Raw genomic sequence first — 16378 nt, forward strand, 5'->3', positions numbered from 1 at the left:
ATGAGAAAGGACATCCCTGCTATGCTATGGAATCAGGAACAAATTTGGGCCGCTCTGACGAATTCCTCCTTGCAGTATGAGCACACCCCCCGGCTTCTGACCGCCGGAGCCGATCCGAAGCGCTGGTGGGCTGATTGCAATGCATCGCCGCCGATGCAGCCAATTCTGGACGAAATACGCCGGGAGGCTGCTAAGCTTCTGGACGAGCCTATGCCTGAGCTCACGCTGGAGCTATTCCGTTTGTTCGAGCAGCATGGAGAGCGTCTGCCGTATGAGCAGGTGTATTTCGCCCGCCGCAAACGGCTGAATACCTTCGCCTTCCTGTCCCTGCTGGAGCCGGATGAGGAACGTTACCGCAAGGAGCTGCACGACGCTATTTGGAGCCTGCTGAATGAGTACACCTGGTGTCTGCCCGCCCATTTGAAGGAAAACGAGCTGCAGGCCAATTTATCCTCGGACGCCTACTCGTTAAGTGAGCGTTCCCGGCTGCAATTCCGGCCCCAGTATAGAATTGATTTGTTCTCGGCGGAAACGGCCTTTGCGCTCAGCGAGATTTTGCGCCTCACGGAAGACACGCTTCCCGATCTGCTCAAAAGCCGGATTTGCGAAGAGGTGTACCGCCGCATCTTCTGGCCGATGATGCATGACGGCCCGTTCGGCTGGGAAACGGCGACTCATAACTGGGCCTCCGTGTGCGCCGGATCTATTGGCGCAGCGGCCATCCATCTGATGCGTGATCCCGCGGAGCTGGCGGCGCTGCTGGCAAAGCTGCTTCCATCGATCGACAGCTTCCTTTCAGGCTACGGCGAGGATGGCGCCTGCATGGAAGGCTACGGCTACTGGGTGTACGGCTTTAGCTTCTACGTCCTGTTCGCGGATCTGCTCAAACAGCGTACGGACGGCGCGATAAATTTGCTTCATGGTGAAAAGGTACGCCAAATCGCCCTTTTCCAGCAAAAATGCTTTTTAAGCCAAGGCTGCGTAGCCAACTTCTCTGACTCGCTGCCGAGCTTCGAAATTCATTTGGGCTTGTCCCACTACTTGAGCCGGCTCTATCCGGAGATGGCTCTCCCTGCGGCGGAGCTGCGTTCGGGGTACTTGTTCGACCACTGCCACCGCTGGGCCCACCTGAGCCGGAATCTGCTCTGGACCCGCCCGGAGGAGAACGGCGCGCCATGGCCGACGGCTTCCTATTACTTATCCGATGCTCAATGGGTCATCTCCCGTTCTGTGCTCGAAGAAGGCACCTTTGGCTTCGCCGCCAAAGGCGGCCACAACGACGAGCCCCATAACCATAACGATGTCGGCCATTTCATCCTGCATGCCGATGACGAAACGTATTTGTCCGATCTGGGCTGCGGACTGTACACGGCAGGCTATTTCGGAGCAGCTCGCTATACATACGCCTGCAATGGGGCTCAGGGGCACTCCGTGCCGATTATCGACGGACAACTGCAGGTAGCCGGTGCAGCAGCCAAAGCACACGTGCTGAGAGTGGAAACCGGTCCTGCAGCAGACCGGTTGGAACTGGATTTAACAGCGGCTTATGCGCTGCCGCAGCTGGAACGGCTGACACGCCGGCTGCACTGGGAGAAAAGCGATTCCGGCTTGCCCGCGCTTTTGCTGGAAGATGCTTATACATTTGCAGCCGTGCCGGAAACTGTAGCGGAGCGGTTTATATGCAGCGTAAAGCCTGTCCTGCATGAGCAAGGCCTCATCGTGCTTCAAGGGAAGCACCGTCTTGCGATTCGTTATGCTGCCGCCGAGGCGGAGCCTTGTGTGGAAGATCATCTATTCGTGGATCATTTCGGCCGGGAGCAGGTGTACTGGACTCTGGATTTGCAGCTCAAGCCTTCTGCACCACAGCTTGAGGTACAGCTATCCTTCACATTTGAAGCTTAGCTTGGATGATTGGAGAAGCCGTCCTCGGGAGCACCTTCATATCTCGGATTACCGGCAACGCTCCTTACGGCTCGCCCGTGAGTCACCGCCGCACTGAATACCGGCAAGGCCAAGTTTCATTTCAAAGAAGCCTCAAGCAGCTGTTTTCATACACTTTCAATTGGAAAAGAGGAACCGCTAATGACCACAACCGTTTCCTGGGTGGACGAAGCATGGCAGCAGGTCGAAGCCAAGATTGCCAGAACGAGCCGCCGTATCGGCTCAGGCTTTCCACATGCCAGCCACGGCGGCACCTACGATCTTGCCGCTCCCTATTGGTGGACGGCGGGATTCTGGCCTGGCCTGCTCTGGCTGCTGTATCGTGAATCCGGCACGCCGGAATACCGGCAAATCGCCGAAGCTTGCGAGGAACAGCTTGATGAGGTCATAAAACAATTTGACCGGCTCGATCATGATATGGGCTTCATGTGGACTTTGACCAGTGTAGCCCGCTACAGGCTGCTTGGAGAGGAAGCCTCCCGGCGGCGGGGGCTGCTCGCGGCCAGCCTTCTGATGGGCCGGTACAATGTTAAAGGCCGCTATATCCGTGCCTGGAATCCGTGGCGGGAGAACGAGGATAATTCGGGCGTGGCTATTATTGACTGCCTGATGAATTTGCCGCTGCTGTTCTGGGCCTCCCAGGTGACCGGCGATCCCCGTTTCAGCCATGTCGCAATTGAGCATGCCGATACCGTACTGAACCATTTTATCCGGCCGGACGGCTCCGTCTATCATATTGTTTGCTTCGATTCAGCCACAGGGGAGCATACCGGCTACCGTGGCGGCCAGGGCTATGCCGAGCAATCGGCCTGGTCGCGAGGCGCGGCCTGGGCCGTGTACGGGCTCGCGCTCTGCGCCCGCCATACCGGGGAAGCACGTTTTCTGGAGGCAGCCAAGCGCTGCGCGCATTTCTTTATCGCGAATTTGCCGGAGGATTATGTGCCGCATTGGGATTTCCGGCTGCCAGCCGGCGTTCCCCGCTACCGGGACAGCTCCGCCGGAGCATGCGCCGCTTGCGGACTGCTGCAGCTTGCCGACCTGGTTGCTCCCGAGGAAGCCGGCTTATATCGCTCCGCCGGGGAACGTATCCTGCACGCCTTGTACACTCATTATGGGGCTTGGGACGATCCGGACGAGGAAGGGCTGCTGCTGCACGGTACAAGCAACTACCCGGAGAACAGCAATATCGATGTGCCGCTCATTTACGGCGATTACTATTTCGTTGAAGGGCTCGCCAAGCTGAAGGGCCGATCAGAAGCATTCTGGTAAAATGGATTGGTTCCAGTAAAAGGATTGGTTCCAGTAAAATTCATCACGCTAATATTTCCCATGAATTGTATAATTCGCATCCGAATATTTTGCGCCGGTAAGACCATACGCCCGGCTCGGCGCTTCCTGCTTGATGCCACACCAAGCCAGGCACAGCCCTTTCAACAATTGGGCTGTGCCTGGCTATGGAGCGCCTTGCCTGGTAATTATTGATGAGTGTTTTTATCAATTCTCCGATTGTGATTCAGCCGTTGTTATGGAAGGCATTGCAGCGGTGTTTCAACTTCATACGGCGGCCTGGCGGCTACACTGCTGCAGATTAAGCGGCATCCGTACTGTCCTGCTCCGCTCCCGGCTGTTCCTTGTCCTGAAGCTGACGAAGCTGCAGACGCAGCAACCGCAAGTAGGCATACGCCTCGTCCGGCTGCAGGGGCTTCCACTCCGCCTCCGCCTGAACAGCCAGCAGCACCGGCTTCAGGAAACGGTCTCCGAGCTTGTGAAACGCCTGAATCGCTTGCTCCCGCTGCTCCGCTGAAAGCGCCTTCAACTCATGCTCAAGAAATGGCTGCAGACCGTTGCCCTGCTTACTCAGCTCCTCCAGCCACAGCAAAACCTCCCGTTTCGGAGCCTCCAGCCTCTGTTCCAGCTCTGCCATTGTTTCGCCTAGTGCCAGACCCTCCAGCAGTTCTAGCTGCCTCGCTCGCTTTTCTTCCGTCTGGCGGTTTTTCCGTTCCAGCTGCTTCCACTGCCATTGTTCAAACAAATCGGGATCAATGCGGGTGGCCACCCAGTCCAAAGGAAACCCGTTTTCCCGCTTCAAGTCCGCCGTCAGCTCCAGCAGCGCTTCTCCGTACTGCTCCGCTTTGGCCTTTCCCATCCCAGGGATGGCTTGGAGCTCCTCCATCGTCTGCGGCCTAAAGGCGCCAATCATATCCAGCAGCCGGTTCGTGGCAATGACATACGGCGCTCTGCTCTCCCTCGCCGCCTGCAGACGGCGCCAAGCCCGCAGGGACTCATACACCGCCTCATCCCGGTTCAGCTCGCTGTAATAATGAAGCATTTGTGTCCACCGGCTTCGGGTGGCAGACATCGCATCTGCCGGGCTATATTCCCGAATCAGCGGGATGAAGCCGCCGGCCATTTTGTGCTGAAGCCCTTTGCGGAACACAGTCTGCATCTCGTCCCAATCGCCGCCTTCATACCACGCCTCATGCCCCTGTTGAGCTTGATCCGACTCCTCCTGCCACAGCACGAGCCAGGCCCCCTTCTGCTCGGCAATCGTAACGTGCGCTTGGCGAACCCGCCCTTCCCCGCTTTGCTTCTCCAGCCGATTCCTAAAAACGACATTCATGCAGTGCTTCCCCTTCCTTGTGCGGTTTTGTAATGTTTCATTTCTAACCGAACCAAGCTGCAGCAGACAGCCCGCGCACAGTCCCGTCCTTACAAGGACATGACCCGTTATTTGCTTACCGGAAGCCTGTTTACAAAGCAGAACTACTCGGCCAACAAGCTCTAATAAACAAATAAAAAAACACCTCCCCCTGCGGCGAACGCAGAAAGAGGTGCTTCCTCATAGGTAAAAATGAAATTAAGACTATCTTACCACATGTCCGGCCGAGTAGCAACGAAAATATGACAGCCTTCGCCGTACTCTCCGAAAAATCGGGGACATTGTGAAGCAAACGTGCATTGATGCCGAAGCATGTCGACAAACGGTTGACAGCAGAAGGTTCGCCGCCTCCTTTTCCCCCTCTGCCTGTTCTTTAACGAAAACGTGTAAATCGGACCAAATCCGCATACACTATCCACAAGTTACAATCAAAGGAGATGAATCACATGGCAGGAAAAAGAGGTTCCGGGGTACTGTTCGGCTCCGTCCTCGGCGGGGCTATCGGCGCGGCGGCGGCGCTTTTGCTTGCTCCTCAAAGCGGCAAGGCCATGCGCCAAAGCCTACTTCGCGGCTGCAGCAGCGCGGCCGATTTCTCGAGGCAAACAACCAGACGGATGAGAGAGGCTATGAGGACAGAGCGTCTCGCGCAAGGGGAATCCGAGTCCCAGCAGCCGGAAGCAGCCTACGAGGAAAATTCGTCAAGAACAGCCACATGAAGCAAGATGAAGAGCAATCCGGCCGCCCTCCCCGCGAGGATGCCCTCCAGCATCCGTCCGAATGGACCAAGCAGGATCAATTGACGAATATGATGGCCGATTTAATAGATCGGACGGAGCTGCTGGATATTTTGGAAACCTATGCATCGCCAAGACGGAGGTTATTTATCAACTTCACAGCCGGGCTCGCAAGGGGCCTCGGCATGACCATAGGAACGGCCATTTTGCTGGCCTTGTTCGGATGGGTCACCAGTAAGTTCGTCTCGCTCCCTTTTATCGGGGAACGGCTCGCATCCCTGGTCGAATACATTGAGCACTACCGATACAACAAATAACAGGAGGGCTTGATCATTCATGCAGCTGCTTACCGGCGACACATATTGGCCAACCACGCTTACCAAGCCGGTTGAATACCCCCGCCTGAATCAGGATATCCGTACCGACGTACTCATTGTCGGCGGCGGAATGTCCGGCGCTCTGATCTCCCATATGCTGACGAAAAACGGTGTTGACGTCACCCTGCTGGAGAAAAACGGGCTGGCGGAAGGCAGCAGCTCCGCAAATACGGGGCTGCTGCAGTTTTCCAATGACATGATGCTGTGCGACATGATCGATGCCATCGGCGAGGAGGCGGCCGTTACATTTTACCGCTGTTGCGCCGACAGTGTTAGACAGCTTCAGGAAATAGCCGCCGGACTGCCCTTTTCTGCTGATCTGTTTCCGCGCAGCAGCTTGTATTATGCCAGCACCAAGCCGGAAGTGCCGAAGCTGCGCCGGGAATATGAGACGCTCAAGGCGCATGGCTTTGCTGTGGAATGGCTTGAGGAAGAGGCTATCGCGGCACGGCTTCCGTTTCGTAAAGCCGCCGCGCTCCTTACGCATGGCGATGCCGAAGTCAATCCGTATCGTTTCGTGATCGGCCTCCTGGAGCAGGCGCGGGACCAGGGAGCCCGCATTTATGAGCATTCCCAGGTCAAACATAGAGAAAAAAAAGACGCCCGGTTTATTGTGCATACTGATCAGGCTCAAATCGAAGCCCGGCGTATTATATATGCGACCGGCTATGAGCCGCCCCATCTCGGCCGCCTGATTAAACCGAATTTGAACCGTTCCTACGCCATTGCTACCAAGCCCGTACCGTCGCTGGACAGCTGGCAGCAACGCTGGATGATTTGGGAAACGGCAAGGCCGTATTTGTATCTCCGCACAACCAAGGATAACCGGGTCATCGTCGGCGGGCTGGATGAAGAGGAGGCTTGGCCGGAGCAAGGCAGCGGCGAACGGCGGCAGCATGCCCGCAAATTACGGGAAAAGGCGCAGGAGCTGTTCCCTGACCTGCCGCTTGAGGTAGAGTTTGCATGGAGCGCGACCTTCGGTGAATCCCTTGACGGACTTCCTTTTATCGGCTGTCTGCCGGAAGAACCGGATGTGTTTTATTGTCTTGGCTATGGCGGCAACGGAACCGTATACAGCCAAATTGCAGCCTCCATCATGCTTGCGGCGCTGCGAAACGAAGCTCATCCGGCGGCATATACCGTCAGGCTGGGGAGATGAGATAGGCTGTCAACCGGCCGCCGCCGCTATCGGCAAAGCTTTGCCTGGCGGCCGCAGGATAATGAACCCTCGCACGGCAGCATTCACGTACACAAACTCCTGACATATGCCATGGCTCCAAACGCAGGACCGTCATACGACGCCACACCGCGCGCTGGGAGCTCCGCGAGATAGAAGCAGATTGCATGGTTTCTTGCAGCGGAGGTTCTGTTTTACTTTCGCATTCCGTCCAAAATTGGCGTAGAACCTGCTGTACTCCTACATTCACCTTTGTGCGGATGGTCGGCATTGTGTATAATCGAAGCTATCAAGACGATGGGGGAATGGAAATGGCAGCGGAATTTGATTTTTTATATGATCATACGGAAGATACAACCACCAGGTTTGTCTGTTTCGTCGGGGAACACTTATCCCGCTTCGATCTGGCGATCACGAATACGAATCGTTTTTACGGAAAAAAGCTGGTAACCGATCTGCAATCCGGACGCACCGCAATTATCGGACCGGATGATCTGGAGCAGGAAGGATATTTGGCGCATGCCTTTAAGCTGAAGGAAGAAGAAGGCGAGGAGCTGGGACGCTTTTTGGTGGAAGTGATTGGCATGATTCATTTTACCGATATTTGAGAAACCGGATAACGGCGGCCCCCCTGGGGAACAATGAGAGCAAGCTGCGGCAAAAGCCGTGAACGATAAGGAGTTGTTCCCATGCCCGAGGGCTTTAAGGAAGAAGAACGCCGAGCCTACACCGATTTGGCATCCGTAGAATCCCAGCGCAACGATTTGGCAGCGGAGGAATTCCCGGAAGGCCCTTATGGAAGCGATCTGCACAGCGATTCATTGGGCAAAAGCACCCCCTGGCGTCAGGACCAGCGTCCGCCAAGCCGTTTCACCTACGAGAACCGGGAGCTGCATGCCGGTCTGGAACGCAGGTATCCCGGCGATCACGAGCTGCACGATGAGACGGACCCGGAATAAGGCGACAAGCGGGAGAAAAGAGAAGCATCTTCTCTCTCCTGGCGGCAGCGTAAGAAAACCCGGGGAGAAAGCAGAACAAAGGACTACAAATGAACTGCCCCATCCAGAGCTGGGCGGCTGCAAGCCAAGAGCCCGGTGCAGCATGATCTGCGCCGGGCTCTTTCTTATTCATATGCATAGGCATAGGCAATCCTTCATTCCCGTCGCCTACGACTCGTATCAAGCATACGAATCCTTTCCCTGCCGGGCTTCACCTGTCATAACTGGGCAGAAGCTCCAGCCGCAAAAAAGACACAAAGAGTAGGGCCCCGGGCACGGATATTCGCGATGCTTAAAGCTCCACAACCGCTTTGATAACCCCTGAGGCGGGGTTCAGCCACGTATCAAATGCCGCTATCATGTCCTCAAAGGAGGAACGATGGGTAATAAACGCGCTCGTGTCGATATGGCCGTCCCGGATGCTTGCAATGACATGCTGGAAATCCGCTTGCGATGCGTTGCGGCTGCCCATCAGTGTAAGCTCCCGTTTGTGGAATTCCGGATCGCTGAATGTAATATCAGCCTTAACCAGCCCGACATAGACGAGCGTTCCGCCATGCGCAGCGTACTGGAGCGCGCTTTCCATCGATTTGACATTGCCCGTTGCATCCAGAACGACCGTCGGGAAATCGCCCCCGGTTATTTCAGAAATTTGCTCAACCGGATTGTTCAATACATTGACCGTATAGTCTGCCGCGCCCCACTGCTTGCAAAAAGCCAGCCGCTCCTCGTTCATATCCAGCGCAATGACGCGGGCGCCCGCCAGCTTGGCAAACTTCATCACGCCGAGGCCAATCGGCCCCGCGCCAATAACGAGCACGAACTCGCCCTGCTCCACACCGGACCGCCGCACTGCATGGGCCCCGATACTGAAGCATTCCACGGTGGCGATTTGATCTAGCGTTAATCCGTCGGCCTTAACCAGATGACTTACCGGGACGGTCATGAACTCTCGCATCCCCCCGTCCTGGTGTACTCCGATAACGCTCATTTTGGTGCAGCAGTTCGCCTTGCCTCTGCGGCAAGCGATACATGTCCCGCATTCCAGATACGGAATAACCGCCACCTGATCGCCGGCTTGCAGCCCCTGCTCATTAGCTCCTACCTCTACGATTGTCGCAGCCAGCTCATGCCCCAGAATACGCGGATACACGAAGAAAGGCTGATTACCTTTAAACGCATGATAATCCGTTCCGCAAATACCGATACGGCGGATTTGCAGCAGCGCTTCCCCCGGCTTCGGTACCGGCACTTCGGTCGTTGTCAGTACAAAACGGTTCGGTTCTTCGCAAATAATAGTCCTCATCGTTGTCATCCTGCCTGCTCCTCTTCATTGTTTTCCGGCCTGCCGCTCAGCCAGGTTTCATTATGTATCGGCTTCAGCCATTCCCGTACCTGCTCCAGCTGCTCCTTATCCGGCTCCTCCTGGGCCCAGGCGGCATTTTTGCGGATGTTGGCCGGATTGGCGGTACTGACCAGCGTCGTCGGAATTCGTTCATCAGCCACTGCAAACTGAATCGCCAGCTTGGGAAGATCGATCCCGTTTTCCCGGCACAGCTGTGCGGTGCGGCTGCAAACCTCGCGGATACGCGATGAAGCCGGATGCCATGCCGGCGGCTCCTTGCCGCTGAGCAGCCCCATTGACAGAGGCGAGGCGTTTACAATCCCAATCTGCTTCGAAGCCAGCAGCGGCACCAGGTCCAGCAGGGACGTATCGTTCAGCGAATACCGGCAGTAGGACAAGATGCTATCTACCTCCGACTCCGCCAGCACCGTGCGAAAAATAGACAACGGCAGCCCGGAAATGCCGGTGAACCGGATTTTCCCTTGCTCTTTCAGACGGTTAATCGCGGGAATGCTCTCCTCCACAACTTGCCGCAGCGAGCCGAATTCAATATCATGTAGATACAAGATGTCGACATAGTCCGTATTCAGACGGCGCAGGCTCTCGTCAATGCTGGCGGTAATGCGCTTTGCGGAAAAATCAAACGCATCGGCCCCATAACGCCCGGCCTTGGTGGATAAATAAAACTGATCCCGCCGCAGCCCGGCAATCGCCTTGCCCAATACGGCTTCGGATTTAGTCAAGCCATAGTACGGGGAAACATCGATAAAATTCATTCCAAGATCAACCGCTTCGTGGACCGTGCGGATCGCCTCCGCTTCATCCACCTCGTGGAACACGCCGCCGAGCGACGATGCCCCGAAGCTCAAAATGGAAACATCAAGTCCAGTTCGGCCAAGCTTACGGGTTTTCATGCTGGTGAAGTCAACTCCATTCTTATTTCAATTCATCAGATGTCATGCAAGAAATGATTTATGTTATGATTATGTTACCGATAACATAAACATATCAACCCGTCATGCCGCCGTCAATACCCAATTTTTTATTCAAAGCTTTTTAACGGAGAGGATTGAAGCGATGGTTACCATTTACGATGTCGCCAAACAAGCAGGCGTCTCCCCGATGACCGTCTCCAGGGTGATGAACAACTCTCCCCGTATTAGCGAGACGACCCGCAAACGTGTCGAGGAGGCCATTCGAGAGCTGGATTATATCCCGAATAAACAAGCCCGCAGCCTGATTTCCAAGGAAACAAAGCTGGTTTCTATTATTGTCCCGGACATTTCAAATCCGTTCTTTACGAACATGACCCGCGGCGCGGAAGATAAAGCCATGCAATCCGGGTACCAGCTGCTGCTGGGCAATTCGGACGAAACGATTGAAAAAGAATCGAAATACATTGATCTGCTGCTGTCCACCGGAGTCGACGGCGTGATCGTCATTCCTGCGCAGGATCGTTCCCTGCTCAACGTCCGCAAGCTGGCCAAGCGCAAAATCCCGTTTGTGCTGGTGGATCGCACGCTTGACGGCATAGACACCGACGTTGTTCAAGGAGATAACCGGAACACCATTTTTCAGCTGGTGGAGCATCTGGTGAAGCAGGGCCACCGTACCATTACGCTGATTAACGGCCCTTCCTCCGTCTCCAACGCCCGGGAGCGGCTGGAGGCTTTCGAGCAGGCATTGAAGCTGCATGGCATCCCCGGCCAGCCGCAGCTTATTTGGGAAACTCATTTCAGGCAGGACAATCTGGAGGATATTGTTTCGCGGCTGATGTCGCTTGCACCGGACGAGCGTCCAACCGCTGTACTGGCTGCGAACAATTTTATCGGCGTGAATACGATTCGCGCCCTGCGCCAGCTCCGTATCCGCGTGCCGGAGGATATGGCCGTGGTCTGCTTCGACGATCCGGAGCCGATTCCGGACTACAATCCGTTCCTGACGGTCGCAGCACAGCCTGCATATGACATGGGCTTTATGGCGATGCAGCTGCTTATCGAGCGGCTGGAAGGGACGGCGCCGGCGGCAAGCCGGAGACTTGTGCTTCCTTCCGAGCTCATCGTGCGGAAATCGTCTTCCGGCAGGTAAGCCCGGCCAAAGCTGTCGTCTTTTTCGCGGGAATTTCGTCCGGTATTTCTTAAGCCGTATCAAAAAAAGCAAAGGCGCTGTAATAAGCAGCCTCTGCTTTTTTGTTTTGGCCGGAGCAGTCTGCTCCCCCAGTCCAACACCCGCCGCAGCCTCCATTGGAAAACTGCAGCGCATCCCTTCTCCAGATGGCCGACCGACCGCCGTCATGCAGCGAAGCACCGCGCGCTGGGAGCTGCGCCCGGGCAAGCGCCTTCCTGCTCCCAAGCCAGGATAAACAGGGAAGGCGGATTCGAGCCGCCGCTCCCGGTGTCAAAGACCGTTCGCCGCCTTACCGCCTGGCTATTGCTTACCCTGCGCTGGCCGAGAACGTCCGCACGAAGGAACGGAACTCGAACTCCTCCAGCTTGGCAATCAGCTTGGCCTGATCCCACGTGCCGTACGCACAGCGGTCCAGTGTGCATTCAAACGGCACATCGGTGCGAATCGTCGCCAGGTCCCGCGACAGCATAATCAGATCCTTATTTTCCAGCAGCCGCTCCTTGAGCTTGCCCTTTACCTGATCAATCGACGCAAACAGCTGCTCAATCGAGTCGAATTCCGCGATGAGCTTCAACGCCGTCTTCGGGCCTACACTCGGACAGCCCGGAATGTTGTCGCTTGTGTCGCCCATCAGGCCCTTCATCTCAATAATTTGATAAGGATGCTGCACGCCCTTGAGCTCGTACAAGTTTTCCGTGGTGACGACTTCATAATTGCCGAACCCTTTTTTGAACAAAATAACCTGCGTATTCTCGTCAATCAGCTGCAGGGAATCGCCGTCCCCGGTTAATATGCTCACCTGCACCCCTTGAGCGGAATACGATTTCGCCAAGGAGCCGATCATATCGTCTGCTTCGTAGCCGACCGTACCGACACAAGGAATATCGAACGCGTCCACCAGCTCCCACAGCTTGTCGAATTGGGGAATCAGCTCCACCGGCGGCTCCCCCCGCTGCGCCTTATATTCCGGATACAGCTCGTTACGGAATGTCGACTTCCCCATATCAAACGCACACACCACGTGAGTCGGACCGAATTTCTTAATCGCGTCCAGCATGTACCGGGTAAATTGATACATCCCGTTCGTATACAAGCCTTGGGATGTGCGCATATAATTGCCGGTCAGAGCCAGCGCATAAAATCCGCGAAACAACAGCGCAAAGCTGTCAATAATCATCAAATGCGGCTTCGTTCCATCCGGGTACTCTTTTAGTTCCTTCAACGTCAAATCTCCTTTATCTCCATGAAAAAATAGAGCCGCCACCCGCAACCGCACGGTTTTGGCAGCCAAGCCTCGGTCCTGATTGATATCCAATACAATGAGGACTCAGATTAAACTTCGACACGCAGCTCCATTTTTCCTGCCTTGACGGAGACAGCCAGAGCTGCTCACTTTTTCCCTTTATGTCGGACTGATTGGTGCCTGGCTAAAAAGAGGGATTTAATCGCACTTATTATCTTTTTCAAACCGAAAGGTCTGATTACGTGCCTACCGGGTCTCGTACCAAGTGGTGATTAAACGGGAAGCTTGGGGGCAGGTCTGCCCGGCATGCCCTGGAAAATGCGGGACGTCCGCTCGCAGCAGCGAATATTGGGGGAATGCAGCATCTAAAAGGGAATGCAGCATCTAAAAAAAGCTTGGCTGGAAGTGCCTTGAGGCACGCCCAACTAAGCTTTTTCCTGAATGCGGCCGCCCCAGAGCCGAGCATCTCCATGTGGGAAAAACCGCCAGGACACGCCTGACGCGTGTTTCAGACCGTCAGGCGTTCGCTCAAGCTTCACCGCACTTAGAACCCCCGCGCCGTGCGCTTTGCAGCGCAAGCTATTCCCAGCCCCGGCATATGGCCGACAATCACAGTCATGCAGCGAAGCATCGCCGGCAAGAGAAGCGCCCTCTATCCAATCCCGTTGTCACGGAAAAACCGGCCGATACGCTGCGCCGCCTCTACAAGCTTCTCTTCCTCCTGCACCAGCGCGATCCGTACGTACCCTTCTCCGCTTGGTCCGAACGCATCGCCCGGAATGACCACAACGCCCGCTTGCATGAGCATTTCCCGGGAAATTTGCCGGGAGGTCCAGCCGGAAGGCACCCTGGCCCACAGAAACATCGTCGCTTTAGGCTTCGGAACATTCCATCCGGCCTCCGCAAGCGCGGCAATCATGACATCCCTGCGCCGTTCATATAAGGAGCCCACCTGAACAGGCTGCTCCATATCTTCCTCCAATGCAGCAATCCCGGCCTCCTGCACTGCGTTAAACACGCCGTAATCAATGTTCGATTTCAGAACGCGAAGCGCCTTCACCGCGTCCTTCTGCCCGACCATAAATGCAATTCGGCAGCCCGCCATGTTGAAGCTTTTGGATAAGGAGTGGAATTCCACGGCGATATCCTTCGCGCCCTCAATCTCAAAAATGCTAATCGGACGGAACCCGTCAAAGGCCATTTCCGAATAGGCCATATCATGCACAATTAGCAGCCGGTGCTTCCGGGCAAAGGCTACCAGCCGCTCGAAAAATTCCCGCTCCGCCACCGCAGCCAGCGGATTACTGGGATAATTCAGCAGGATGAACTTGGCCTGGTCCGCCACCTCCTGCGGAATTTCGTCAAGCCTCGGCAGGAAGCCGTTCGGCTCTGTCAGCGGCATAAAATAAGGCTGCACTCCTGCCAGCTCCAGGCTGGCGGCGTAAATGGGGTAGCCCGGGTCCGGCACCAGCGCCAGATCGCCGGGATCGGTAATCGACAGTGCCAGATGTGACAGGCCGTCCTGAGAGCCCATAAGCGCAACGATTTCCTCCGCCGGGTCGAGCGCGACGCCGAACCGGTGCGTAAACCAGCGCGCCACCGTCTCACGGAATGCCTGACTTCCTTCGGAGGACGGATAGCCGTACACATCCGGCCGCTGTACGGCTTGCGCCAGAGCGGCCATAACCCGCGCCGAGGGCGGCCGATCCGGACTTCCGATGCCAAGATCAATGACCTCAAGACCGCGAGCGGCGGCTTCATTTTTCCATGCCCCCACTTCCGCAAATATTGCCGAGCCTAGCCGGCCTAAGCGCTGTGAACCACTGATGAACATGCTTGCTTCCCTCTTTTGCCGTGAAAATTCAATTTTACCGCGTTCATCGTATTTCCTGAACTGTAATGCAGCGCCTGCTACTGCTACAGCGCCAGCTACAGCCCTAAAGGCTGCCGGAACGATAAAAAGGCTGATAGCACCTACATCTGGCCGATTAAGCTGCTTACAAGCGGGCGAAGGCCCAGCATCACGTACACCAGCAAGACCGCCAAGCCGAAGTAGGCTGTCCCGTACACCCAGCGCGCCCACGTAGGAACGTCAAAGTACCGGTCGTTCTCGTACAGCTCCAGTTCAAGCTCATAATGCACGACAATATGCGTCGGATTGTCCTGCGGCAGCCTGCGTACTGCTGTCACCTGCGCTTTTCGCACGATGGACTGGAATTGCAGTGATTTTTTGGCGTGCAGGCCGAGTCCTTCCCAGCGCAGCTCCACATGCTGCAGGTTGTCCTCGATTGTGGTATAGGTCGTAAACGGCAGCTCCCGCTTATGCTCCTCGCCCGGAATAATCATGCCCTGCTGCAGCAGCTCCTCGATCGGAAGCTCCACCTGATCGGCCAGCTTGTACGGCTTGCCGTTCCGCCGCCCGCGCACATATTTGTTGTACAAATCCCAGGCGAACATCGCCCAAATAATGAAAAAGATAATGCTCCGCAAATAAATGATAACCGCCAAGCCGCCCACAAGACCAACCAGCCAGAGCCAGCGAGTCACAGCGGTCACAATCCGGCCCCCGTCCAGGGGATGAACCGGCAGCAGGTTAATCAAATTGAGGAAAATCCCCAGATTTCCGATAACGATGAGCACCGGAATATTCCCGTACCACCCGATCACGATAGCCAGAAGCGCTCCTGCGGAGCCCAGCACCGGACCGCCGATGGCGACAAAAGCCTCTGTCAGCGCATCCTTCGGATGACGCTTCATATTAATCAGCGCGCCGAGAAACGGGATAAAAATAGGCGCTGAAGCAGGCAGGCCCTTCATTCTGGCGGCGATCACGTGCCCCAGCTCATGAATCAGAAGCATGACCACGATGCCGACCGCCATCTGCCATGGGGCAATAATCGTGTAGGCCCACACCGAGATCGCCATGCTGATGAGCACACCGCCGAATTTGCCGAGCTTCAGCAGGGGCAGAATGACCTTCGCCTTCGACAGCAAAAAAACGAGTGCCGCCCCGACGGCCCACCATGCATTTTTCTTTTTCGCCTTCATGGCGTATCCCCCCGTTTCTTCTTCGCTTCTTCTACGCTGTATCCGAACAGCAGGTTTCATTCCCGCCGTGTCCTTCGGCTTCAGACCTAATAAATATTCAAAAGCTCCGGGCCGGCAGCAGCGCCACAACATCCGCTTCTTGATGCTTGTCCGGTGCTTGTCCAATTCGAATAATGAACCTGTCTCTTGCCTTCTGTCCTTATTGGCCGCTCCAGACCGAAGTAAATTCCTCTTCCTTAAAGCCGACCGTCACCTGCGTCCCGTCCGTCACGATTGGACGCTTCACCAAACGGCCGTTGGAGGACAGCAGATCGATCTGATCCTGAACGCTCATCTGCGGAAGCTTGTCCTTTAAGTTCATTTCCTTATATACCTCGCCGGACGTGTTGAAAAACTTTTTAATATCCAATCCGCTTTTTTGCAGCAAATCCGCCAGCACGAGCGGGGACGGGGCCGCCTCGAACAAGTCAACCAGCTCCAGCTCGTAGCCTTTTTCCTTCAGCCATTTGACTGCTTTGCGGCAGGTGCCGCATTTGGGGTAATGCAGTACAGTTAATTTCATAACAATCTCACCCTGTCTCAAAAAGTTTAAAGCCTTCGCCAGCTTCGGCGGCGGCGTTGTTACAGCTTTCGGTGCGTGCTGCCAGTGGCGTATAACGACAGCAGAGCGAATCATATAAAAAGCACTGGCTTAGCCGCTTTTCTGCTTCTTCAGACGTTTAAACCGTG

General features: G+C 55.6%; 15 protein-coding genes and 1 tRNA gene. 8 read left to right on the forward strand and 8 right to left on the reverse strand.

Features of this window, described 5'->3' with window-relative positions; all coding sequences use genetic code 11:
- Both WBG83_RS09780 and WBG83_RS09785 read left to right on the forward strand, forming a co-directional pair.
- Positions 1-1902: a heparinase II/III family protein gene (locus tag WBG83_RS09780; RefSeq protein ID WP_336744828.1), complete on the forward strand. Its 1902-nt coding sequence runs from the start codon at positions 1-3 to the stop codon at positions 1900-1902.
- A gap of 180 nt (positions 1903-2082) precedes the next feature.
- The gene (locus WBG83_RS09785; protein WP_336744829.1) at positions 2083-3210 is read left to right on the forward strand and encodes a glycoside hydrolase family 88 protein; all 1128 of its coding nucleotides are present in this window, start codon (positions 2083-2085) and stop codon (positions 3208-3210) included.
- Positions 3211-3529: 319 nt separating this feature from the next.
- Here the strand turns inward: WBG83_RS09785 and WBG83_RS09790 are convergent, their stop codons facing one another.
- Positions 3530-4561: an HRDC domain-containing protein gene (locus tag WBG83_RS09790; RefSeq protein WP_336744830.1), complete on the reverse strand. Its 1032-nt coding sequence runs from the start codon at positions 4559-4561 to the stop codon at positions 3530-3532.
- Positions 4562-5046: 485 nt separating this feature from the next.
- On the opposite strand from WBG83_RS09790, the gene WBG83_RS09795 reads away from it, so the two are divergent.
- The 5 genes from WBG83_RS09795 (at position 5047) to WBG83_RS09815 (ending at position 7847) form a co-directional block, all read left to right on the forward strand.
- Positions 5047-5316 (forward strand): YtxH domain-containing protein, encoded by a 270-nt coding sequence (locus WBG83_RS09795; RefSeq protein ID WP_336744831.1) that lies wholly within the window; start codon positions 5047-5049, stop codon positions 5314-5316.
- The gene (locus WBG83_RS09800; protein ID WP_336744832.1) at positions 5313-5651 is read left to right on the forward strand and encodes a DUF5665 domain-containing protein; all 339 of its coding nucleotides are present in this window, start codon (positions 5313-5315) and stop codon (positions 5649-5651) included. Before WBG83_RS09795 ends, WBG83_RS09800 begins: the two co-directional genes overlap by 4 nt.
- Positions 5652-5670: 19 nt before the next feature.
- The gene (locus tag WBG83_RS09805; RefSeq protein WP_336744833.1) at positions 5671-6870 is read left to right on the forward strand and encodes an NAD(P)/FAD-dependent oxidoreductase; all 1200 of its coding nucleotides are present in this window, start codon (positions 5671-5673) and stop codon (positions 6868-6870) included.
- A gap of 323 nt (positions 6871-7193) precedes the next feature.
- Positions 7194-7496 carry a DUF3055 domain-containing protein gene (locus WBG83_RS09810; RefSeq protein WP_442955823.1) on the forward strand — a complete coding sequence of 101 codons (303 nt, stop codon included), beginning with the start codon at positions 7194-7196 and terminating at the stop codon, positions 7494-7496.
- A gap of 81 nt (positions 7497-7577) precedes the next feature.
- Positions 7578-7847, forward strand: a complete 270-nt coding sequence (locus tag WBG83_RS09815) for a hypothetical protein (protein ID WP_336744835.1) — start codon at positions 7578-7580, stop codon at positions 7845-7847.
- 331 nt (positions 7848-8178) lie between these two features.
- On the opposite strand, the gene WBG83_RS09820 is transcribed toward WBG83_RS09815, so the two are convergent.
- Together WBG83_RS09820 and WBG83_RS09825 are read right to left on the reverse strand one after the other, a co-directional pair.
- Positions 8179-9192 carry a zinc-binding alcohol dehydrogenase family protein gene (locus WBG83_RS09820; RefSeq protein WP_336744877.1) on the reverse strand — a complete coding sequence of 338 codons (1014 nt, stop codon included), beginning with the start codon at positions 9190-9192 and terminating at the stop codon, positions 8179-8181.
- 5 nt (positions 9193-9197) lie between these two features.
- A complete protein-coding gene (locus WBG83_RS09825; RefSeq protein WP_336744836.1) occupies positions 9198-10145 on the reverse strand; it encodes an aldo/keto reductase in 948 nt (315 codons plus the stop codon).
- A gap of 163 nt (positions 10146-10308) precedes the next feature.
- Between WBG83_RS09825 and WBG83_RS09830 the strand changes: the two genes are divergently transcribed.
- Positions 10309-11319 (forward strand): LacI family DNA-binding transcriptional regulator, encoded by a 1011-nt coding sequence (locus WBG83_RS09830; protein ID WP_336744837.1) that lies wholly within the window; start codon positions 10309-10311, stop codon positions 11317-11319.
- 273 nt (positions 11320-11592) lie between these two features.
- Here the strand turns inward: WBG83_RS09830 and WBG83_RS09835 are convergent.
- The 5 genes from WBG83_RS09835 to WBG83_RS09855 form a co-directional block, all read right to left on the reverse strand.
- A tRNA-Gln gene (locus WBG83_RS09835) sits at positions 11593-11674 on the reverse strand.
- The gene (locus WBG83_RS09840) at positions 11666-12580 is read right to left on the reverse strand and encodes a 5'-3' exonuclease (RefSeq protein WP_336744838.1); all 915 of its coding nucleotides are present in this window, start codon (positions 12578-12580) and stop codon (positions 11666-11668) included. Before WBG83_RS09840 ends, WBG83_RS09835 begins: the two co-directional genes overlap by 9 nt.
- 673 nt (positions 12581-13253) lie before the next feature.
- Entirely contained in the window at positions 13254-14435 is a 1182-nt protein-coding gene (locus tag WBG83_RS09845; RefSeq protein ID WP_336744839.1) for an aminotransferase class I/II-fold pyridoxal phosphate-dependent enzyme, read from the reverse strand.
- A gap of 140 nt (positions 14436-14575) precedes the next feature.
- Positions 14576-15649: a site-2 protease family protein gene (locus WBG83_RS09850; protein WP_336744840.1), complete on the reverse strand. Its 1074-nt coding sequence runs from the start codon at positions 15647-15649 to the stop codon at positions 14576-14578.
- Positions 15650-15848: 199 nt separating this feature from the next.
- Complete coding sequence (locus WBG83_RS09855) at positions 15849-16211, reverse strand: arsenate reductase family protein (RefSeq protein WP_336744841.1); 363 nt, start codon at positions 16209-16211, stop codon at positions 15849-15851.
- Positions 16212-16378 lie beyond the last annotated feature (167 nt).

Source organism: Paenibacillus sp. y28 (genome assembly GCF_037137075.1).
Classification (GTDB): domain Bacteria; phylum Bacillota; class Bacilli; order Paenibacillales; family NBRC-103111; genus JBBBNV01.